This is a genomic window from Streptomyces sp. NPDC050856 (assembly GCF_040653855.1).
Taxonomy (GTDB): domain Bacteria; phylum Actinomycetota; class Actinomycetes; order Streptomycetales; family Streptomycetaceae; genus Streptomyces.
This window is the reverse complement of the sequence record NZ_JBFAGV010000002.1, coordinates 277,209-297,144: the sequence shown is the minus strand read 5'-3', so window position 1 is coordinate 297,144 and position 19,936 is coordinate 277,209. Positions and strand designations below refer to the sequence as shown.

The 19,936-nt window shown below is 74.5% G+C and carries 18 protein-coding genes; all 18 read right to left on the bottom strand.

Features of this window, described 5'->3' with window-relative positions; genetic code table 11:
• Positions 1 to 4: 4 nt before the first annotated feature.
• Positions 5 to 1,768 carry a cobalamin-dependent protein gene (locus AB0H53_RS03190; protein ID WP_362106299.1) on the bottom strand — a complete coding sequence of 588 codons (1,764 nt, stop codon included), beginning with the start codon at positions 1,766 to 1,768 and terminating at the stop codon, positions 5 to 7.
• Positions 1,769 to 1,771: 3 nt separating this feature from the next.
• The gene (locus AB0H53_RS03185) at positions 1,772 to 3,346 is read right to left on the bottom strand and encodes a class I adenylate-forming enzyme family protein (protein ID WP_362106297.1); all 1,575 of its coding nucleotides are present in this window, start codon (positions 3,344 to 3,346) and stop codon (positions 1,772 to 1,774) included.
• A 14-nt stretch (positions 3,347 to 3,360) separates the two neighbouring features.
• Positions 3,361 to 4,320 (bottom strand): pseudouridine-5'-phosphate glycosidase, encoded by a 960-nt coding sequence (locus AB0H53_RS03180; RefSeq protein WP_362106294.1) that lies wholly within the window; start codon positions 4,318 to 4,320, stop codon positions 3,361 to 3,363.
• The gene (locus AB0H53_RS03175; protein ID WP_362106291.1) at positions 4,317 to 4,778 is read right to left on the bottom strand and encodes a PaaI family thioesterase; all 462 of its coding nucleotides are present in this window, start codon (positions 4,776 to 4,778) and stop codon (positions 4,317 to 4,319) included. Before AB0H53_RS03175 ends, AB0H53_RS03180 begins: the two co-directional genes overlap by 4 nt.
• Entirely contained in the window at positions 4,775 to 5,455 is a 681-nt protein-coding gene (locus tag AB0H53_RS03170) for a 4'-phosphopantetheinyl transferase superfamily protein (RefSeq protein WP_362106289.1), read from the bottom strand. The genes AB0H53_RS03175 and AB0H53_RS03170 overlap by 4 nt, the downstream gene beginning before the upstream one ends.
• Positions 5,456 to 5,459: 4 nt before the next feature.
• Positions 5,460 to 6,935: an MFS transporter gene (locus AB0H53_RS03165; protein ID WP_362106286.1), complete on the bottom strand. Its 1,476-nt coding sequence runs from the start codon at positions 6,933 to 6,935 to the stop codon at positions 5,460 to 5,462.
• A gap of 61 nt (positions 6,936 to 6,996) precedes the next feature.
• On the bottom strand, positions 6,997 to 8,526 hold the full coding sequence (locus AB0H53_RS03160; protein WP_362106283.1) for an AMP-binding protein: 1,530 nt from the start codon (positions 8,524 to 8,526) through the stop codon (positions 6,997 to 6,999).
• A 1-nt stretch (position 8,527) separates the two neighbouring features.
• Positions 8,528 to 8,752 carry an acyl carrier protein gene (locus tag AB0H53_RS03155; protein ID WP_362106280.1) on the bottom strand — a complete coding sequence of 75 codons (225 nt, stop codon included), beginning with the start codon at positions 8,750 to 8,752 and terminating at the stop codon, positions 8,528 to 8,530.
• Positions 8,749 to 9,765, bottom strand: coding sequence for a transglutaminase domain-containing protein (locus tag AB0H53_RS03150; RefSeq protein ID WP_362106277.1), 1,017 nt, complete (start codon positions 9,763 to 9,765; stop codon positions 8,749 to 8,751). Before AB0H53_RS03150 ends, AB0H53_RS03155 begins: the two co-directional genes overlap by 4 nt.
• Positions 9,766 to 9,770: 5 nt before the next feature.
• Positions 9,771 to 10,046, bottom strand: coding sequence for an acyl carrier protein (locus AB0H53_RS03145; RefSeq protein WP_362106274.1), 276 nt, complete (start codon positions 10,044 to 10,046; stop codon positions 9,771 to 9,773).
• Positions 10,043 to 11,734, bottom strand: a complete 1,692-nt coding sequence (locus tag AB0H53_RS03140; RefSeq protein WP_362106271.1) for an AMP-binding protein — start codon at positions 11,732 to 11,734, stop codon at positions 10,043 to 10,045. The genes AB0H53_RS03145 and AB0H53_RS03140 overlap by 4 nt, the downstream gene beginning before the upstream one ends.
• Complete coding sequence (locus AB0H53_RS03135; protein ID WP_362106268.1) at positions 11,734 to 13,203, bottom strand: Gfo/Idh/MocA family oxidoreductase; 1,470 nt, start codon at positions 13,201 to 13,203, stop codon at positions 11,734 to 11,736. Before AB0H53_RS03135 ends, AB0H53_RS03140 begins: the two co-directional genes overlap by 1 nt.
• The gene (locus AB0H53_RS03130; RefSeq protein WP_362106265.1) at positions 13,200 to 14,303 is read right to left on the bottom strand and encodes an Ldh family oxidoreductase; all 1,104 of its coding nucleotides are present in this window, start codon (positions 14,301 to 14,303) and stop codon (positions 13,200 to 13,202) included. Before AB0H53_RS03130 ends, AB0H53_RS03135 begins: the two co-directional genes overlap by 4 nt.
• Positions 14,303 to 15,625 carry a M20/M25/M40 family metallo-hydrolase gene (locus tag AB0H53_RS03125; protein ID WP_362106262.1) on the bottom strand — a complete coding sequence of 441 codons (1,323 nt, stop codon included), beginning with the start codon at positions 15,623 to 15,625 and terminating at the stop codon, positions 14,303 to 14,305. Before AB0H53_RS03125 ends, AB0H53_RS03130 begins: the two co-directional genes overlap by 1 nt.
• Positions 15,622 to 16,500, bottom strand: a complete 879-nt coding sequence (locus AB0H53_RS03120) for a sugar phosphate isomerase/epimerase family protein (RefSeq protein WP_362106259.1) — start codon at positions 16,498 to 16,500, stop codon at positions 15,622 to 15,624. Before AB0H53_RS03120 ends, AB0H53_RS03125 begins: the two co-directional genes overlap by 4 nt.
• The gene (locus AB0H53_RS03115; RefSeq protein ID WP_362106256.1) at positions 16,497 to 17,642 is read right to left on the bottom strand and encodes a DegT/DnrJ/EryC1/StrS family aminotransferase; all 1,146 of its coding nucleotides are present in this window, start codon (positions 17,640 to 17,642) and stop codon (positions 16,497 to 16,499) included. The genes AB0H53_RS03120 and AB0H53_RS03115 overlap by 4 nt, the downstream gene beginning before the upstream one ends.
• Positions 17,639 to 18,778, bottom strand: a complete 1,140-nt coding sequence (locus AB0H53_RS03110) for a DegT/DnrJ/EryC1/StrS family aminotransferase (RefSeq protein ID WP_362106253.1) — start codon at positions 18,776 to 18,778, stop codon at positions 17,639 to 17,641. Before AB0H53_RS03110 ends, AB0H53_RS03115 begins: the two co-directional genes overlap by 4 nt.
• Positions 18,775 to 19,926, bottom strand: a complete 1,152-nt coding sequence (locus AB0H53_RS03105; RefSeq protein WP_362106250.1) for a Gfo/Idh/MocA family oxidoreductase — start codon at positions 19,924 to 19,926, stop codon at positions 18,775 to 18,777. The genes AB0H53_RS03110 and AB0H53_RS03105 overlap by 4 nt, the downstream gene beginning before the upstream one ends.
• Between the last annotated feature and the right edge of the window lie 10 nt (positions 19,927 to 19,936).

The following is a 19,936-nucleotide window of genomic DNA, read 5'->3' as shown; positions in this document are numbered from 1 at the left end:
ACTTTCACGATGACCTCTCAGCTTCCAGTGACGTGAGGGAATCCAGCACATCCACCGGCCACCCCGTTTCGTCGAACCAGCGGCCACCGATGTCCCGGTTGATGGGGAACGCCTGGTTGCGCACCCCCGAGAACAGCACCTGGTTGTTGCGGCGGAGAATGTCGTCGCCCAGCGCGTCCAGGGCGGCGGCGCGGGCCCGTGGATCGGCGATGCAGTCGGCCTCGTGCACGACGTCGATGAACTCCAGGGCGTCGTCGATGCCGGCGTTGTAGTTGCGCACCCAGGCCCCGGGCAGGAACCTCAGGTCGCGCTTGGCCTCCATCAGCCGGCGCACGGCGGTGAAGCCGACGTGGACCAGGTCGCGCCGGCTGAGCCACTTCGTCTCGTAGTTGATGCGGTTGATCAGGGAAGCGCGCTCCATGCCCCTGCGGTGTTCCTCGGCGGTGCGGTGGAAGACCCGGTAGCCGTGCTGTTCGGGGTTCTCGAAGAAGGTCGACGCCGGGTCGAGGAAGGGGATCATGGGGCAGAGCATCGGGTTGACCCGCATGCCCTGGAACCTGGTCAGCAGGTGCTGGCAGTACTCCACGGTCTCCATGACCGAGCGCTCGTCCTGCTCGGGCATCCCGATGAAGTACCAGACGTCGATCTGGTGGATGCCCAGGTCCAGTGCCCGGTGGATCCAGTCCTCCATCTCCTCGTTGGTGAAGACGCCGCGCCCGGCGAGCTTGGCCACCCGCGGGTCGTGGCTCTCCGGGGAGAGGGTGATGGAGGTGTGCCGGTTGGCCTCGGCCATCCGCTTGAGCGTGTGCTCGGGCGTGAGCCGGAACTGTTCGTAACTGATCGACTTGAACCGCGACTCGGCGACCCGGTCGAGGAAGAACTCCATGCCGTGCCGTGTCTCGTTGTACGAACCCACCGAGTAGAAGTGGTAGTTCTCCGCGCCCTCGACCCGGTTCATGGTCTCGAACTCGTAGGCCACCTCCTGCTGCGGCTTGCGGGCCATCGACGGCTTCCGCTTGAAGATCCGGCGGAACGCCTCCCGGGAGCCCCCGCACCAGCCGCAGTTGTAGGCGCAGCCGGCGTTCTGGGTGGAGAGCACCTCACGGATGCCCGACCCGGCCGACGGGTCGGGTCCGGTCGTCCAGTCCACGCCGCAGGAGAAGGTGGCGGGCAGGTACGAGAAATCGTTGTCGTGCACCTGGCCGTCCGGGGACTTCCACAGCAGGTTGGGCACGTCCGGGAAGTCGGTCCGGCCCCGGCGGACCGCCGCCATGAGCGCCGCCATCGGCTCATGGGTGTCGTAGCCGCGCATCACCATGTCGACCTCGGCCATGCGGACCAGCTCGTCCGCGTAGTACGTGGACGACGTGCCGCCGAGCAGGACCTTGATGTCCGGGCGCGCGGCCTTGATGCGCCGGGCCACCTCCAGGCTGCCCTGGACGTGCACCATCCAGTGCAGGTCGATGCCGACCACGGGGGTGTCCAGGGCCGCGATGACGCTGTCCATCGAGATCTGCGGATAGCGCAGCAGCAGTGAGCTGAGGTTGAGCAGCTTCACGTCGTTGCCGCGCTCGCCGAGGAAGCGCTGGAGGGTCTTGAAACCGATCGGGAAGTACTCGTACAGCGGTGTGATGGGGACGTCGCCCGAGGTGCCGAGGAAGGGGAAGTAGATGTCCCGCCGGTCCCGGAAGTCGAACACGGCCGGCGCGTGCAGGAAGAGGATGTCGGCGCGCAGGGGCGGCAGCGACCTCGCGGTGGCAGCAGGCATCGGTCAGCTCTTCCCCGGAAGGCCCGCCGGGGCCGCGGCGGGACGGCCGGCCAGCGACCGGGCGAGCAGCCGGCGACGCACCTTCCACGACCCGGTGAAGGGGATGTCCTCCCACCGCGTCTCGTGGACCGGCACCCCGGCCAGCCCCAGCCTGCCGGCCGCCCGGTCCCAGGCTTCCCGGTCCAGTGGCGAACCGTCGCGCACGCACACCACGGCGGCCAGGCTGTCCCCTTCCGGTTTGACCAGCACCACCTCGCACAGCGGTGGCAGCGCCTCCAGCAGGGCGTCCTCCGCCTCCAGCAGGCTGGCCACGCCGTCGGCCCGGTCCACCACCCGGTCGAGCAGTTCGAGCTCCCCGTTCTCCAGCAGGCGGCCGACGTCCTGCATGGACCACCAGCCGTCCCGCGGGGGCGCGGCACCGCCGACGTACCCCAGGCTCAGGCCCTCGGTGCGCACCTCGATCGTCCCGGCCGTGCCCGGCGGCACCGGTTCGCCGTCCTCGCCGGTCACCCGCACCTCGGACACTCCGGGGATGGGGCTGCCGACGTTGCGGCCGGAGACGCCGTCCAGGTCGGCCCGGGTGATCACGCGCAGGGTGGTGGGGCCGGTCTCGGTCTGGCCGTAGCCCTGGAGGTAGACGGCGTCCGGCTGGTCCGACGCGTTGAGCAGGGCCCGCACGGTCCGGGGGTGGATCGCGTCGAAGGTGCTCACGAAGCGCCGCACCTGGGCGAAGGGGCGGTCCGGGTCCTCGGTGAGCGACTCCCAGAGCAGGAAGAGGTTGGGGTGGGACTCGACGCTCACCGGCCGGTGGGTCAGCAGCAGTTCGCGGACGTGGGCCGTGCCGGGGTCGGCGACCGCCACCAGCGGGGTGCCCATGACGAGGTTGCCGAGGAGCGCGGAAGAGGCCCGGGTGTGCGTGGGCGATATGCAGCGCAGCGAGAACTCCGTCTGCGGTCCGGTCCGCTGGGCGACCCGCAGCGTCGGCACGGCGTGCGCGTGGAGCGAGGCGGTGGACTGGGCGATGAGCTTGGGCAGGCCCGTCGTCCCGGAGGAGTGGGTGATGATCGCCTCCGCGCCGTCCGGGTTGCGGTGGGGGCGGTGCTCCTCGCCGGCGGCCAGTGGCCGGATCCACGCCGTCCGGGTGCCGTCGACCGACCAGGCGGACGCGGTGAGCCGCGAGACCTCCGCCCGGACGGGGGCGAGGCGGCCGGCGCCGTACGCGTCGGTCAGGAGCACCGGTTCGTCCAGCCGGTCCAGGAGGGCGAGCACGTCCTGGACGTCCAGCCGGCCGGACAGCAGGGCCGGCACGGCCCCGATCCGGACGGCGGCGGCGGCCAGCGCCTGGACGTCGATGTGGTCGCGCTTGACCACGGCGACCCGGGTGCCGGGCCGGACCCCCGCGGTCCACAGCCGGTCGGCGAAGTCGCCGACGAATCGGGCGAGTCCCGCGTGGTCGAGGACCTCCTTGCCGGTGCCCGCCCACTCCGCGTCGGCGACCAGCGGGGTGCCGGGGTGCCGCTCGGCGGCGAGGAAGACGGCTTCGCTGAGGGTGATCGGTGCCTGGGTGTGCACGCTCATCGGTGGTCCTTCGGTCAGGGGGAGGTGGGGGCCCCGGCGCCCGGGGGCGTGCGCCGGGCCAGGGCGGCGGCGATCCGGCCGGCCAGCGCCGCGCAGTTCAGCAGGACCGCCCGGTTGGCGGCCGCGCCGCGCCCGCCGGTGGCGGCGCCGACGTGCTTCATCAGGTAGGGCGTGAGCGCCTGGCCGCGTACGCCGTCCTTCTCGGCCGCGTCCAGGGCCTCCTGGACCACCCGGTCGTGCTCGGCGGGGTCCAGTGCCGCCGCGGCCGGGACGGGGGTGGCCACCAGCAGGCTCCCGCCCCGGCCCAGCGCCCAGTGGTGACCGGCCGCGGCGGCGATCTCCTCGACCTCGTCCAGCCGGTGCGGTACGGGGAAGGCGCTGGCCGGGCTGTAGAAGGCGGGGAACCGCGAGCAGCCGTGGCCCACGACCGGGACGCCCTGGGTCTCCAGGTACTCCAGCGTGGCGCCGATGTCGAGGATGCTCTTGACCCCGCCGCACACGACGACGGCACGGCCACGCGTCAGCTCCACGAGGTCGGCCGAGACGTCGAACGAGGCGCCCGCGCCCCGGTGCACCCCGCCGAGCCCCCCGCACGCGACCACCGGGATGCCGGCCGGGCCGGCGACGGCCAGGGTGGCGGAGAAGGTGGTCGCGCCGATGCCGCCGCCCGCCAGGACGGGGCCCAGGTCGCGGTTGCCGACCTTGGGCACCCGCCCGGCCGTCGCCAGGCGCTCGGCGTCCCGCGGTCGCAGACCGACCCGGACGGTTCCGTCCAGCACGGCGACCATGGCCGGTACGGCGCCACCGTCCCGTACCGCCCGCTCCGCCTCGGCCGCGGCGCGCAGGTTGTGCGGGTGGGGCAGACCGTGGGCGACGACCGAGGACTCCAGGGCCACGACGGGCCGCCCCGCCGCCAGGGCGTCCCGCACCTCGGGCGCCAGGACGAGCGGGCCTCGCGGGGCGGCGGCGCTCATGCCGTGGCCTTCCGGGTGATCTGGGTGGCCACGCCCCGGCAGCACAGGGCGCCGCCCTGCGAGACCCGCACCTCGACGGTGGCGTGCCGGTGGGTCAGTTCGGTCGCCTCCGCCTCGACGCGGACCGGGCCGGGGCGGACCGGGGCGACGAACTCCAGCGCGAGGTCGCCGGTGAGGAAGTCCACCCCGTCCGGCAGGACGGTGTACATCACCAGGCCGGCGTACTGGTCGACGAGGGCGGCGACATAGCCACCGAAGATCGTGTTCCGGGCGACCGAGAACTCCTCCGAGCAGGAGAAGTCGACCGTGACCCAGCCCGGGCCCCAGCTGTCGCAGTTGGGCAGCCGCAGCCTGCGGATGTACGGGGGAGCCGGCGCGGTGCCGGCCACGATGTGGTCCAGCAGCGTACGGCGCGCCGATCTCTCGCCCGGTGCCGGGAAGCCCGGGAGGGGTGTCACACCAAGGCCAAGGACAGTGCTGTCCACCATTCACCTACCTGTGTCGAGACCACACAGACCGTGCGGTCGGGGCCGGTCGTGCCGGTGTCGGCCGCCCGGGGAAGCGCGCACACGGCCGCCCGCTCACCCCGTGGCTCCAGCGGCAGCGCCCGGGGGCGGAAGGCGCCGCCCGACCACGCCGACGCCGCCTTGAACACCGCCTCCTTGGCGGCGAACAGCCGCGTCGGGTCGAGCCAGGACGGTTCGCCGCGCAGGGCCGCCAGCTCCGCTTCCCCGCACAGCAGGCGCAGCGCCCCGGGCGGGACCTGGCCGTGGTGCTCCAGGTCCACGCCCAGGCCCGCGACCCGGTGCGCGGCCGGTCCGCCGCGCCAGGCGACCCCGACGGCGTACCGGCCCCGGTGGGTGAGGGACACCGCCGTGCCCTCGGGGGCCACCGGGGCCCCGGTGGCGGAGCGCGCCAGGTCCCCGGGGGCCACGCCGAGCGCCCGCAGGGCCGTGCTCAGCGCCCGCCGCCCGCCGACCCGTTCGGCGGCGCGCGGCCAGGAGGGGCAGGCACCGGGCCGCGCGGCGGCGAGCGGCGGTCCGCCGAAGGGCAGTACGCAGACCGCGATCCGCCCTCCGGCCAGTTCACTCACCCGGACGGCCGGCCCCCGGTGACGGCGGTGTCCCCCGGTCATCGCGTCACGGGGCCGTGGCCGGCGGCGCCGGCTTGGGCAGTTTGGCGATCAGGGCAGCGGACACCAGGAACACCACGACCATGAGGACCAGGCCGGCCGCGAAGCCGTTGCCGAGCTGCCGCGCGGTCGCGGACTCCAGGACGCCGCCGGGCACGGCCGCCAGGACCGCGAGGCCCACCACCGCGATGCCCACGGCACCACCGATCTGCTGGCTGGTGGACAGCAGCCCGGAGGCCACCCCGGCCTCGGAGGAGCGGATGCCGGCGAGCACCGTCGACAGCAGCGGCGCCAGGACGAGACCGAGACCGCAGCCGGTCACGAACAGCGGCGGGACGATCCACAGCGACAGCGTCCAGTCGTGCACCAGGATCACCGGAACGATCATCAGCGCGCTGCCGGCGGCGGACGCCAGCGCGCCGGACAGGGCGACCTTGCGTCCGCCGTGCCGTCCGATCAGCCCCTTGGAGCGGGTCGAGGTGATGAACGAGCCGATGGAGTACGTGACCATGCTCAGCCCCGCGTAGAGGGCGGACTCCCCCAGCCCGTACTGGAGCAGGTAGGAGAAGTAGAGAAAGAAGGAGTACAGGGCGCTGAAGAAGACGAAGTAGAGCGTCACGCCCAACCGGAAGGCGCGGTCCTTCCACAGCCCCGGCGGCAGCAGCGCGGCGCGTCCGCGCTGCGCGATCCACCGCTGCTGGGCCAGGAATCCCCAGGCCAGCGGCACGGTCGCGGCCAGCAGCAGCCAGGCCCACAGCGGCCAGTCGTGGTCCCGGCCGATCGTCAGCGGGGTCATCAGGACGACGAGCAGGGTGCTGAGCAGGGCGACGCTCGACACGCTGACCCGGCCCCCGGCCGAGTTGCGGGCGACCGGCACGAGCTTCTGGGCGAGGACCAGGACGACCAGGCCGATGGGCACGTTGATCAGGAAGACCGCGCGCCAGCCGGTGCCCGCGATGTCCAGGGCGATCAGGACACCGGCGAGGATCGGCCCGGCGATGGTGCCCATGCTGATCACCGCGCCCAGCGCGGCGAAGCCGCCCGCCCTGCGCTCGGGCGGCAGCACCGTCTGGATGGTGGCGATGACCTGCGGGTACAGCAGTCCGGCGCTGAGGCCCTGCACGATCCGCGCGCCGATCAGGAACCCCGGTGAGGGGGCGAGGCCGCAGGCCAGCGAGGCCAGTGTGAACAGCAGCAGGCCGGTGCTGAACATGGCCCTGCGCCCGGTGATGTCACCGAGCCGGCCACCGGTGACGAGGAGAGCCGCGTAGCCGATCTGGTAGCCGGCGACGACGAGTTGGATGTCGGCCAGGCCGGCGCCCAGGTCGCCCTGGATGGCGGGGGCGGCGGTGTTCACGATGGACACGTCGGCCAGCACCATGAACGCCGCGGTCAGGACGAGAGCGACGGAACGGTTCGCGGTCCGGTCCGCGTCCGTCGGTCGGGAGGGCACCGTGGAAGGGGAGGTGGCCCTGTCGGACATGAAATCTCCTCGTGGAGCGAAACAGCCAGGGGGAACGACAGCCAGGAGCGGTGGTCGGGTTCTACATCGGCGTCCCCGCCCTTCGGTTCCGCTCGTCGGCGAGCATCCGGGCGGCCCGGTCGCGCAGTTGGCGGCGCAGCAGCTTGCCCGCCGGGTTGCGCGGGATCCGCTCGACCGGCAGGAACCGGCTGGGCCGCTTGTAGCTGGCGAGCTCCCGCACGGCCAGGTCCAGCAGTTCCCGCTCGTCGAAGGCGTCCGGTCCGGCCGGCTGCACGAAGGCCCAGGGGGTGTGGCCCCAGTCCTCGGAGGGGACGGCGACCACGGCCACGTCGGCGACGTTGGGGGAGGTGCGCAGGACGCGCTCGACCTCGGCCGGGTAGACGTTCTGGCCGCCGCGCAGGATCAGGTCGGTCCTGCGGTCGACGGTCCACAGCCGCCCGTCCTCCTCCAGGTAACCGAGGTCGCCGGTGTGCAGCCAGCCGTCCTTGAGGGTGTGCGCGGTGGCGTCGGGGCGCCGCCAGTACTCCCGCATGGTGCCCTCGCCGCGCAGGCAGATCTCGCCCACCTCGCCGGCCGCGGCCGGGCTCCCGTCCCGGTTCAGCACCTTGGCGTCCACGCCCAGCATCGGCACCCCGGCGCACCTGGCCCCGGGGTGGCGCGGGGCGGCGGCCGGGCCGTCGGAGCGGTTGGTGACCACCGGGCCGCCGCCCTCGGTCAGTCCGTACACGTTGAGCAGCGGGCGCCCCAGCCGCCGCACGGCCTCCTGGTGCAGGCTCTCCGGCATCGGCTCGGCGGTGTGGACGATGAGCCCGACACTGCTGAGGTCCGCGGTGTCCAGGGCCTTCGTCCGCACCAGCAGCCGGATCATGCTCGGCACCATCAGCACGTGCTCGACGCGCCACTCGGCGAGCGCGGTCAGGCAGCCCTGGGGGGTGAAGCGGTCGAGCACGCAGACGGTGCCACCGGCGGCGAGGTAGTCCAGGGCGATGACCATGCTGCCGTGGAAGAGCGGGCTGGCGTTCAGGTAGACCGTCCCGGCGGGCGGGCGGACGTCACCGAGCCACGACAGCGCCTGCGCCTGGAGGGAGCGGTGGGTGGTCAGCACCCCCTTGGGGTGGCCGGTGGTGGCCGAGGTGTGCAGGATGGCGAAGGGGTCGTCGAGCCGGGCGGTACGGATGTGCCGTTCGCCGCCGTGCTCCGCCGCGCCGGCGGCCGGTTCCTCGATCGGCCACACCTCCAGGCCGGGCGCCAGGGAGGCCAGCCGTCCGGCACTGGTCCGCTGCGCGACGGCCAGACCCGGTTCGACGTACTCCACGATGTACGAGACCTCGGCGTCGGCGAGGTCGGCGTTGACCGGGACGACCACCACGTTCGCCGAGGCGCAGGCCAGGTAGGTCACCAGGACCTCCAGCCGGTTCTGGCTCATCACCAGCACCCGGGCGCCCTCGGGCAGCCGGCCGGCGAGGCGGCCGGCCAGCGCGCGCACCTCGGCCCGCAGTTCGCGCCAGGTCAGCTCGCGGCGGACGTCGCGCAGCGCCACGGCGTCGGGGGCCAGGCTCACCTGGCGGGCGAGGATCCTGTCGAGCCACATGTCAGCCCGCCTCCTCGGCCAGGAGCAGGTCGATGCCCTCCAGGGTGTTGACCGCGGCGAGTTCGTCGTCGTCCAGCGCCCGGCCGATCTCCTCCTCGCAGCGCAGGGCGATCCGGATGACCTCGCCGGAGTTGACGCCGGCGGCGTGGAACTCCTCCGTGTCGCCGATCCTCTCCAGCATCAGCGGGTTGTCCAGGCAGGCGGCGACCAGTTCGCGGGCGTTCACGCCTCTTCCCTCCGGGGTCGGGCGCTGACACCGGCCAGCGCCCACAGCGGTACCGGCTCCCCGCCGGCGCGGACGATCAGTGGTGCGGCGTCCTCGACGGCACACGGCAGCAGCCGGTTGAAGCGGCTGCCGCGGCACGCCTCGCGGAACGCCCCGCCCGCGCCGGTGCGGCCGATCAGGTGGGCGAAGACGGGGTCGAGGGCCTTCCAGCGCCCGTCCTCCTGGACCTCGCACCAGGTGTGGTCGCCGCCGACCAGCCCGAGCAGGTAGCCGCGCCTGGTGCGCGCGGTCAGCCCCGCGGCGCGCAGCCGGGCGGTGAGCCGGCGGCTGGCGACCACGCAGTCGGCCATGCCCAGTTCCCAGGCCCGGTCCGGGTCGGAGCGCAGCGCCTCGGCGACCGCCTGGTAGGTGGTGGCTCCGCTGTCGAGCGCGTCGAGCACGGCGTCGTAGGCGGAGCGGATCCGCGGGTCGCGCACCTGGTCCTCGGCCCCGGAGAGCCGGACCACGATCCGGTAGGCGCTGACCTGGTAGCCCCGGGCGGCGGGGGGCCCGCCGTCCCAGGCAGCCTCGCCCGGCGGCTCGAGCGCGCCGAGCAGTTCCACGCCGGGCGCCGCGCTGTCCGGCACCGCCAGCCGCAGCGGGCCGAGTTCCCTGGCCACCCGGCCGCTGGTGACCGGCGGCCGCACGGTCACGTCCCAGGTCTGCGGCCGGTACCAGGTGGCCGGCGAGGACTGCCCGAAGCGCAGCAGGAACCGCCAGGCGAGTTCGGGGATGGAGGTGTTGCTGCCGGAGAAGTAGGCCGCGTTGGTCAGGTCGGTGTAGTCGAACAGCGCGCCGCGCCCGGCGTCCCGCACATGGGGCAGCCCCGCGTCGGCCAGGCCGCTCAGGTGCGACGCGGCGATGCCCAGGTGGGCGGCGGCGTCCACCAGGCCGGTGTCGTACCGCGCCAGGTCGGCCGGCACCGGGCGGAAGCCGGCGGCCGCCGGGGTCCCGGCGGGGTCCGTGGTCGTCATGTCGGTCATTCCTGCACCGACCCGGCGATGTTGCGGGCCAGTTCGCGCGCCGTGGCCGCCTCGTACAGCACCTCGTCGGGGACCGCGACGCCGCACGACTCCTCCACCCGCACCACCGCGCGCAGCAGTTTCACCGACTCCATGCCGGGGAGGGCGGCCAGGGGCGTGTCGAGGCCGATGTCTCCGGGCTCGGTGCGCAGCACCTCGGCCAGCGCGGTGACGACGGCCCGCTCGACCTCCGCGAGCCTGTCGACGCCGGTCTCGTCAGCCTGTGGGTTCATGCTCTCGCTCCTTCGGTACGCCCTCGCTGCGGACCGGATATCCGGCCTTGGATGTACAGCTCCCGCGCCTGCCGGCGCTTGACCTTCCCGGAACTGGTGAAGGGAATGGACCGGGGGGCGACGGACATGACGTCGACGTTCTCGAAGCCGAGCCGGGACACGATCTCCCGCCTGACGTTCGCGGTCAGCTCCGCCGCCTCCGGGCCGCCGAGCGCCGTCTCGAACAGGACGGCGATCCGCTCGCCGCCGCCGACGCCGCTGTCGTCGGTGACCCCGAGCGCGGCGCAGTGCCTGCGGTCGACGCCGGGGATCTGCCGGACGATCTCCTCGACGTCCTCCGGGTAGTAGTTCTGGCCGCGGATGACGATCATGTCCTTCATCCGGCCGACGATGTGGAACTCCCCGTCCAGAGCGAAGGCCAGGTCCCCGGTGCGCAGCCACCGGTCGGCGGTGAACGGCTGCTCGGAGTCGGGCAGGTTGAGGTAGCCGCGCATGACCGCCGGGCCGTGGATCTGCAGTTCGCCGACCGTCCCGTCGGGGACCTCGCGGTCACCGTCGCCGACCCGGACCTCCAGGCCGGGCACGGCCCGTCCGACGCACACCACCGGGCGCGCCTCGGGAGCCCGCGGCGGTACCTGCCTGACCGAAGCGCCCAGACCGAGCGCGTACCGGTCGACCGTCCGGGTCGTGGGGCGCGTGCGCAGGTCGGCGTAGGTGGCCACGAGGGTGGCCTCGGCCAGCCCGTAGGCGGGCAGCATGGTCTCCGGCCGGAAGCCGTACGGGGCGAACGTCGCCTCGAAGCGGTCGATGGTGCGCTGGTGGACCGGCTCCGCGGCGTTGTACGCCACCCGCCACCGGGACAGGTCCAGCCCCTCCGGGACGCCGTCGGCGACCGCGTCGACCAGGTAGTCGAAGGCGAAGTTGGGGGCGGGCATGGCGGTGGCGGGCGACGCGGCGAAGCCGGCCAGCCAGGAGCGGGTGTCGCGGATGAAGTCCGAGGGGCGCCACAGGCAGACGGAGGAGCCCCGGGCGAACGCGCTCAGCATGAGGAACAGGCCCATGTCGTGGAAGAGCGGCACCCACTGGCCCATCACGTCGTCCTCGGCGCGCCAGTCGACGCCGTCCGCGAGCGAGGCGAGCCCGGCCGCCACGTTGGCGTTGGTCAGCGCCACGCCCTTGGGCGACGAGGTGCTGCCCGAGGTGTACTGGATGACGGCCAGGTCCTCGTCGCCGCCGGGCCCGCCGAGGTCGCGGGGCACCGCTTCGGCCGGCACCCGGGTGATGTCCACGAAGGGCAGGCCGGGCAGGCCGGCCGCCAGCCGGGGGGTGACGCGCTCGGTGGTGGCGTCGACGAGCACCGCGTCCAGCCGGGCGTCCTCGGCGATCCGACGGACGTGGTCGAGGTAGCTGTCGAAGCCGGGGAAGGCCACCGGCAGGGCGACGGGGACGGCGGCGCCGCCCAGCCGCGCGGTCGCCAGCAGGCCGCGGACCCAGGGCTCGCCATTGGCCATGAGCAGTCCGATGCGGGGTTTCACCGGTTGGCGCAGGCGGCCCAGCAGGGCGCCCGCCGTGCGTTCGGCGTCGGCCAGCACCCGTTCGAAGGGGTGGTGGGTGTCCTCGCGCATCGGGGTGTGCAGCACGGTCCGCGGCCGTACGGCATCGGTCAGGTCGGTCCACAGTGACGGCATCAGGCCCCCCGTTCCAGGTGTGCGGGGTGTGCAGGGTGTTCCGGGTGTGCGGAGTGCTCCGGGTGTGCGGGGTGTTCCGGGTGTGCGGAGTGCTCCGGGTGTGCGGGGTGTTCCGGGTGTGCGGAGTGCTCCGGGTGTGCGGAGTGCTCCGTGAACTCGATCCGGGTCCCGACGCTCAGGGCGAGTTCCGCGGCGGTGAGCGGCCGTTCGGTCCTGATGAGGACGTTGTAGTGGTTCGGTGCGTGGCACTCGTCGAAGCCGACGACGGTGCCCACGGTCCGGCCGTCCACACGGAAGTCGTCGCCCCGCTCGATGACGCCCGGCTCGTCGAAGGCGGCGAAGCCGAGGAAGCCCACCCGGTTCACTTCCTCACCGGGGCGCCGCGGCGCCTCGGCCGTGGTCACCAGCTCGTGGACCGCGCCGGCGGGCACACAGCGCGACCCCCACTCCGCCAGCCGCATGCCCCGGTCGTCCCGGGAGTGGTACATCAGCTTGACCATCCGCCCCGGAAAGGGCGCCTTGCTCGGCACGGACATGCGCGGGCGGGTCTCCTTGCGCCGCGCGACCCGGTAGGCCTCCTCGACGAGCGCGACCGCGGCGGTCCCGTCGGCACCGTGCGCGCCGCCGTCCCGGACGGCCGCGCGGAAGGCGTGGAGGATCCCCCGGTACTCGTGCGCCAGGGAGGACTTGAACGCGCTGAAACCCGCCAGCATGTCGGCCCGCAGGACGCCGCCGTCCTTGAGGACCACCTCGACGTCCTTGATCTCGCCGCCCGGCAGGCCCCAGTCCAGCTCGACGGTGACCGGCACCCCGCCGTCGACGGCACGCAGCCGCAGCTCCCCGAAGTACTCCGCACCGGAGCGGAGGTCCCCGATGCTGGCGTCCTCCAGGACCAGGTCGCCCAGCAGGAAACGGGCGGTGTCCAGGGCGTTGGGCCCGTTGTCGATGACGCAGCCCCCGCCGCAGCGCGCGGCGTCCAGGTACCACCGGTCGGAGCCCAGGTGCTCCTCGATCCTCTCGTGGTAGCGCAGCCGTACCGAGTCGATGGCCGCCGCCTGCGGCAATCGCTCCCGCAGCGCCCCGACATGGCGGTTGTACCGGCGGTGGAAGGCGGTGAACAGCGCCGCCCCGGTGCGCCGGGAGACCTGCTGGAGCCGCCGGGCGTCGGCCAGGCGCACGGTGAGGGGCTTCTCGCAGCACACGTGCACCCCGCGCTCCAGCGCCGCCGCGACGACCGGCGCGTGCAGGTCGTTGGGCACGGTGACCACCACGGCGTCGGCCACGCCGGACGCGAGCAGTTCCTCGTACGACGTGAAGGTGGCGACGCCGGTCGCGGCGAACGGCGCGAGCCGGTCCTCGTCCAGGTCGCACACCGCGGCCAGGTCGCACTCCGGGTCGGCCGCCACGGCGTCCAGGAAGAACGGGGCGATGCTGCCCAGTCCGATCACGCCCAGGCGCACGGCGGTCACCGCCCCCCGTCCGCGCCGGTTCGGAACGGCCAGGGCGGCACGCCCAGTTCGGAGGTGACCTTCTCCACCTCGGCGGCGGTGTCCTCGGCGACGGCGACCCCGGCCGCCGCGGCCTCGGCCGCCCGCTCGGCCTCGGGGAGCCCCGGGTAGGCGACGCGGTCGGCGTACCCGGCGGGCGGGCAGGCCGTCACGGTGCCCAGCAGCTCGTCGACGCGCCGCTCGAAGCCGGCGCGGTCGCCGAACGCCTCCGGGGAGACGGCGATCAGCACGTGCCCGATGTCGTCGTCGTCCTGCGGTCCCTCGAAGGCCGCCGGGTGCGGTCCGTGCCCGGCCCCGGCCAGCGGCCCGCACAGCAGGTCCACCAGCAGGCCCAGGCCGAAGCCCTTGGCGCCGCCGGTCTCCAGCGCGCCGCCGAGCCAGAGCACGTCGGCCGTGCCGTCGGCGTACTCGGCGGGGTCGGTGGTGCCCGTGCCGTCGGGGCGTATCAGCCAGCCCTCCGGGACCGGTTCACCCCGCTTGCGGGCCTGGTTGACCCTGCCGGTGGCGGCCACCGTGGTGCTCATGTCCAGTACGAACGGGTCGCGCTCCCGGCCCGGCACGGCCGCGCCCAGCGGGTTGGTGCCCAGCATCCTGACGGTGCCGCCCAGCGGCGGGACCACGCCCTGGCGTCCGCAGTTGGTCATCGCCAGCCCGACCAGGCCGGCCCGGGCGGCCCGGTGGGCGTACGCCCCGGCGGCCCCGAAGTGCGTGCTGTTGCGCACGGTGACGAAGCCGACCCCGGACTCGGCGGCGATCTCCGCCGCCAGGTCCATGGCGCGGGCGGCGCTCACCAGCCCCAGCGCCCGGTGCCCGTCCGCCGCGACCGCCACCCCGGTCCGCCGTACGACCTCCAGCTCGGCGGCCGGGTCGATCCGGCCGGCGCGCAGGGCGGGGACGTAGGAGCGGACGAGGGCGTTGACGCCGTGGGTCGGGTAGCCGCGGGTCTCCGCGTACACCAGGATGTCGGCGGCGGTCGACGCGGCGGCCTCGGACAGGCCGCAGGCCCGCAGGACCGACGCGCAACCCGTGTGCAGCTCGTGCACACCGATGGTGGGAAGCATCAGTGGGTCTCCTCCAGGGTGGACTCGTGGAGTGGCGCGCCGACGGCGTGGGCGAACCGCAGGACGGTGCGGCGCACCGTGTCGGTGTAGGCGGCGAGGTCGCCGACCGCGACGTGTTCGCGTTCGGTGTGGGCCCCGTTGCGGTCCAGCCGGCCGGGGCCGCAGACGCAGACGTACCTGCCGGGTCCGCCCGCCCAGATCGCGTCGCAGGTGAAGGGCGCCCCGTCGGTCGCCGGGGTGTGGCGGCGCAGGCCGGCGCCGCGCAGGACGGCCTCCATGGCCGGGTCGCGGTTGGCCAGTGTCGGCAGGCCCTGTTTGAGCCACTCGGCGCGCACCACGTCGTCCCAGTCGTCGGCCACCCGCCGGGTGAGCGGGTTGCCGGAGTAGGCGGCGCGGAACGCCCCGCGCGCGCCGGCGAGGGCGTCGGTGACCCGGCGGCGCATCAGGGCCCCGGTGCCGGTGTCCGGGTAGGCGATGTTGAGCAGGAGCTGTCCGGATCCGTAGACCCGGTTGTGGGCGGAGCCGGTCTCCAGGCCGGCGACGGTCACGCGGCTGCCGTCGGCGCGGTCACCGCCCAGCTCGCCGGCGAGCCGGGCGGCGAGGAAGCCGAGGGCGACCGTGGCGTTGTGGCCCTGCTCGGGGTGGTCGTCGGTCGAGTCCTGCCCCTCGACCCGCAGGCGCAGGGTCATCGTCGCCGTGCTGGAGTCCATGAACGTCCGCCCCGTCGGTTCGGCGAACAGCGTCAGCCGCCCGACCTGGCCCAGGGAGGTGAGCCAGCGGGTGCCGAAGCTGCCCATGGCGCCGCCCTCCTCGCCCGGTACGGAGCACAGGCGCACCTCGACGGCGCCGGCGATCGCCGGTTCCCGGGCGAACGCGGCGGCCACTCCGGCCAGTGCCGCCACCCCCGGGCCCTTGTCGTCCACGGCACCCCGCCCGTACAGCACTCCGTCCGCCAGCCGGGGCGGCAGGTGCGGGCCGACGGTGTCCATGTGGAAGTTGATGACGAGCCGTCTGCCGGCGGGGGCGTCCGGCGCGCCCATGGCGACCACCACGGAGGGCTGGGCGGCGAGCAGGCCGGGGGCGGCGGCGAAGAACGAGCGGACCGGGAGCGGCACTTCGGGCGCGTCCAGCACCTCGGGTCCGGGGGCCCGGGCGAGCAGCACCCGGAAACCGCGGGCCTCGGCCTCCCGGGCGAACAGCTCCTGGGCGCGGGCGGTCTGCCCGGCCTCACCGCCTTCCAGCGGTGAGACGGAGGGGATGTCCATCAGCCGTACCAGGAACTCCACGTCCCGCGGGCCGAAGGACCGGACCGGCACGGTCATCGGCCGTCCACCGCCCGCCGGACCAGGCCGGGCCAGGCCGTCCGGAGCTCCTCGACGTAGGCGCGGTAGGAGGACTCCAGGGCGGCGTCGTCCCCGGTGACCGCGAGGTGCGGCATGTGGACCAGGTGCGGTTCCACGCTGTACCAGCCGTCGTAGCCGTGCGTCCGCAGTTCCGCCAGGCTCCGCGCGAGCCCGGCCCGCCCGGCGCCCGGGGCGGTGGCCGACACCTCGCCGGTCTCGCCGCGCACCGCGTCCTTGAGGTGGACGTGCTCGACCCAGGGCAGCACCCGGCGCAGGAAGTCGGGGCCCTCGTAGCCGTACCAGACGCCGTTCCCGGCGTCGAACAGCAACCGCAGCCGGTCGCTGTCCACCCGCTCCAGCATCCGCAGCGACCGCTCGGCGCTCGCCGACGCCCAGCCGTGGCAGTTCTCGTGCAGCAGCGTGACGCCCAGCCGTTCGGCCTCCCGGGCCAGGGCCCGCATCCGGCTCAGCGCCTCCCGCTCCCACTCCGGCTCACCGCGCCCGTCGTCGGGGTACGACATGCAGCGCAGCCGCTCGCACCCGAGCCGCAGGGCGCGGCCGGCGGACACCTCCAGCACCCGGAGCTCGTCGGCGAGCGGGGTGGCGACCGTGGTCGACCAGCCGCCGAGCGGGGTGTCGACCACCGGGACGGCCAGCCCCTCGGCGCGTACCCGCGCCACCAGCCGGTCGGTGGCCGGCTCGTCCAGCTCGTGGATCCACCGGCCGTCGACGGTACGCAGCTCCAGGCCGGGCAGGCCCAGCTCGCGGTGGATGCGCAACTGGTCGTCCAGGGAACGGGCCGCCTCGTCACCGATCCCGCACAGCCGAGCGGGGGCGGCGGCCGGCGCGCTCACGGCCGTGCCCCGTAGAAGCGGGCGATCTCCGCGGCGACGCGGTCGACCGTGCCCGGGTCCATCTCCTCGTGCAGCGGCAGCGCGAGCACGGTGGCGGCGAGCCGTTCGGCCACCGGGAAGTCGCCGGGCGCGTGGCCCAGGTGGCGGAAGACCGGCTGGAGCGGCAGCGGGCGGGGGTAGTGCACCATGGTCTCGATCCCGCGCTCCAGCAGGAACGCCCGCAGCGCGTCCCGGTCCTCGGCGCGCACCGCGTAGGTGTAGACGCTCCGCTCGGCGAAGCCGTCCGGCGGGGTCCGCAGCGCGGGGGCCAGGGTCCGCAGCCGCTCCTGGTAGCGCTCGGCGAGCGCGCGGCGGCGGCGCAGGACCCCGTCGAAGTGGTCCAGGCGCCGCAGCAGGAAGGCCGCGGTCACCTCGTCCATCCGGGAGTTGATCCCGACCCGGTGGTACAGGAAGCGCACCCGGCTGTCCTGGCCGTGGTTGCGCAGTTCGCGCACCGCGCCGGCCACCTCGTCGTCGTCGGTGAGGACCATGCCGCCGTCGCCGATGCCGCCGAGCGGCTTGCCGGGGAAGAACGACAGGACGCCGAGGTCGCCCAGGCCGCCGGCGGGCCGGCCGGCCGCCGCCGCGCCCAGGGAGATCGCGCTGTCCTCGATCAGCAGGGCACCGTGCTCGTCCGCCGGGCCGCGCAGCCCCGCCATGTCCGCCAGGTTGCAGAACAGGTGCGCCGGCAGGATCGCGCGCACCGGCCGTTCGGCGGCCTTCAGCGCGGCGGCCACCGCCGTGGGCGCCAGGGTGGCCGTCTCCTCGTCCACGTCGGCGAACACCGGCCGCGCGCCGACGAGCGCGATGGTGCTGGCCGACGCGATGAAGGAGTAGGCGGGGGTGATCACGTCGTCGCCCGCGCCGATGCCGTGCGCGAGCAGGCCGAGCTGGAGCGCCCCGGTGCCGCCGCCGCAGGCCACGGCGTGCCGCACGCCCACCTCGGCGGCGATCCGCCGCTCCAGGAGCGCCACCTGGTCCTTGAGGATGAAGGCGTCGCTGCGGCTGACCCGCGCCATGACGTCGAGCACGTCGGCACGCCACGAGCGGGTGCGCTCGGACCAGCCGTGGAAGGGCACGGGCACGCGGACGTCCTGGCTCATGACGCTCCCTGGTAGAAGGCGCGCACGGCGCCGACGACGTGATCGACCTGCGCCTCGGTGAGGTCCGGGTACATCGGCAGTCCCACGGCGCGCCGGGCGCTCGCCTCGGCCACCGGGACCGGGTGCCTGACTCCGGGGCGGTGGGCCAGGGCGGGCTGGTGGGTGAGGGGTCGCGGGTAGTAGACCTCGGTGCCGACACCCCGCTGTTCGAGGAACGCGACCAGTTCGTCGCGGCGTTCGCACTCGATGAGGTACACGTACCAGACCTGGTCCTCGGGGCGGGCCGGCGGCCGCGGCCAGGGGACGCGGACCTCCGCCAGCCCGGACAGCCCCTCGGTGTAGCGGGCGGCGAGCTCGGCCCGGCGGGCGATCTCCTCCTCCAGACGCTCCAGCCGGGTCAGCAGGACGCACGCCTGCACCTCGTCCAGCCGGCTGTTCCAGCCCAGCAGTTCGTGGCGGCCGGTGCCGTCGGGGTGGCGGCCGTGGACGGTGAGCATCCGGGCGCGTTCGGCGATCCCGTCGTCGTCGGTGAGGAGCATGCCGGCGTCGCCGATGGCGCCCAGCGTCTTGGTGGGGAAGAAGGAGAGGACGCCGGCCCGGCCCCACAGGCCCGCGTGCCGTCCCCGGGTGCGCATGCCGATGGCCTCCGCGCTGTCCTCCAGCACGGTCAGACCGTGGTCGGCGGCGATCTTGGTGAGGGCGGGCATGTCGGCCATCTGGCTGAAGAGGTGGACCGGCATGATGGCCCGGGTGCGCGGCGTGACCGCCCGGACGACCGCCTCCGGGTCCATCGCGTACGACCCGGGCAGCACGTCCACGAAGACCGGCTCGGCACCGACGTGCAGCACGGCGGACGCGGAGGCGAAGAAGGTGTACGCGGGCACGACCACTTCGTCGCCCGGTCCGATGCCGGCCGCCCGGAGCATGATCGCGAGCGCGTCGCTGCCGCTGTTGCAGCCGACGGCGTGGCGGGCACCGGTGAACCCGGCCAGGGCCGCCTCCAGTTCGCCGGCCGCCTGCCCGGCGGTGAAGACGCCCCGGTCCAGGACCTGGGTCAGCCGCTCTTCCAGGCGCGGCCAGTCGCGCTGAGCGCTCCGCGCCCAGCTGTGGAACGGGACCGTCGTCCGGCTGCTCACGCGATGGCCTCCTCGTGCGGTTCGTCGTCCTGGGGGTGGGAGCCGTACGGGTCGTGGGAGTCGTACGGGTCGTCGGGGGGCGGCTCCCCGGGGGCGGGGCCGAGGCCCGCCGTCCGCGCGGCGGACTCCAGCAGGGCGCACGCGTGCACATGGAGGGCGGTGTCCGTCGCCGCGGGCGGGGCCGGGGACCGCCCGGCGAGGTAGCGGTAGGTGTCGGCCAGGAACCGCGTCAGCGGCCGGTCGGGGACCACTTCGGCGATGGGCAGCCGGGACGAGGCCAAGGTGCCCTCCCGGCGCTCCGCGCCCAGTGGGTAGCCGGCCCGTACCCAGCCGTGCGCGGTGTGGGCGGTGAGGCTCCGGCGCCGCCGGGTGACCGTGAAGTCGGAGACCAGCTCGCTGCGCACTCCGGACCGGTGGTGCAGCACCAGCCGGGCCCCGCCGAACCCGGGCAGGCCCCCCTCCCCGTCGGGCAGCGGCCGCACCGACGCCTCGGCGATCTCCCGTACCGGGCCCGCGAGATGGAGGGCCAGGAGGAGCTGGTGCGGCATCTCGACGTCGAGGGCGGACCGGTGGCCGTCGCCGAGGTCCCCCGGGCGGGGCGGGCGTGGCTTGCTCTGGTCCATGGACAGGTGCCGGAGCGGGCCGATGGCGGCGAGTTCCCGTTCGACGCGGTGGGTGACCTCGCTGGAGGGCCAGACCGTCACGGGGATGAGGCGGGCGCCCGCCGACCGGGCCGCCGCCACCATGCGCCGCGCCTCCGCGTGGGTACGGGCGAACGGTTTCTCCACCACGACCGCCCGGGCGCCGAGGGCCAGCAGGGCCCGCAGCAGGGGCAGTCGGCCGCCGGGCGGGGTGGCCAGGTGGAACACCGTCCGCCCGGGGTCGGCCGGTGCGCGCCGGGCGAGTTCGTCGAGACCGGCCAGCCAGCGGGTGCCCGCGGGCAGCTCGTCCGGCCGCCGCGGGTCCACCGCGGTCACCTCGGAGTCGTACAGGTCCGCGGGTCCGGTGGCGGCGGCCTCCCTGAGGGCCGCGTGGTGCAGCTCCCGCCCGGCCCGGCCGTATCCGACGATGACGGTGCGCAGGGGGCCGGAGTCCAGGAGCCGGGCAGGCACGGCGGCGGGCGCCCGCGAGGGCCGTTCCCCGGGCATGCGGCTGCCT

Excerpts from the sequence above, each read along its gene's own strand:
- AB0H53_RS03190 (WP_362106299.1), bottom strand. The coding sequence starts at position 1,768 with ATGCCTGCTGCCACCGCGAGGTCGCTGCCGCCCCTGCGCGCCGACATC.
- AB0H53_RS03185 (WP_362106297.1), bottom strand. The coding sequence starts at position 3,346 with ATGAGCGTGCACACCCAGGCACCGATCACCCTCAGCGAAGCCGTCTTC.
- AB0H53_RS03180 (WP_362106294.1), bottom strand. The coding sequence starts at position 4,320 with ATGAGCGCCGCCGCCCCGCGAGGCCCGCTCGTCCTGGCGCCCGAGGTG.
- AB0H53_RS03170 (WP_362106289.1), bottom strand. The coding sequence starts at position 5,455 with ATGACCGGGGGACACCGCCGTCACCGGGGGCCGGCCGTCCGGGTGAGT.
- AB0H53_RS03165 (WP_362106286.1), bottom strand. The coding sequence starts at position 6,935 with ATGTCCGACAGGGCCACCTCCCCTTCCACGGTGCCCTCCCGACCGACG.
- AB0H53_RS03160 (WP_362106283.1), bottom strand. The coding sequence starts at position 8,526 with ATGTGGCTCGACAGGATCCTCGCCCGCCAGGTGAGCCTGGCCCCCGAC.
- AB0H53_RS03150 (WP_362106277.1), bottom strand. The coding sequence starts at position 9,765 with ATGACGACCACGGACCCCGCCGGGACCCCGGCGGCCGCCGGCTTCCGC.
- AB0H53_RS03145 (WP_362106274.1), bottom strand. The coding sequence starts at position 10,046 with ATGAACCCACAGGCTGACGAGACCGGCGTCGACAGGCTCGCGGAGGTC.
- AB0H53_RS03140 (WP_362106271.1), bottom strand. The coding sequence starts at position 11,734 with ATGCCGTCACTGTGGACCGACCTGACCGATGCCGTACGGCCGCGGACC.
- AB0H53_RS03130 (WP_362106265.1), bottom strand. The coding sequence starts at position 14,303 with ATGCTTCCCACCATCGGTGTGCACGAGCTGCACACGGGTTGCGCGTCG.
- AB0H53_RS03125 (WP_362106262.1), bottom strand. The coding sequence starts at position 15,625 with ATGACCGTGCCGGTCCGGTCCTTCGGCCCGCGGGACGTGGAGTTCCTG.
- AB0H53_RS03115 (WP_362106256.1), bottom strand. The coding sequence starts at position 17,642 with ATGAGCCAGGACGTCCGCGTGCCCGTGCCCTTCCACGGCTGGTCCGAG.
- AB0H53_RS03105 (WP_362106250.1), bottom strand. The coding sequence starts at position 19,926 with ATGCCCGGGGAACGGCCCTCGCGGGCGCCCGCCGCCGTGCCTGCCCGG.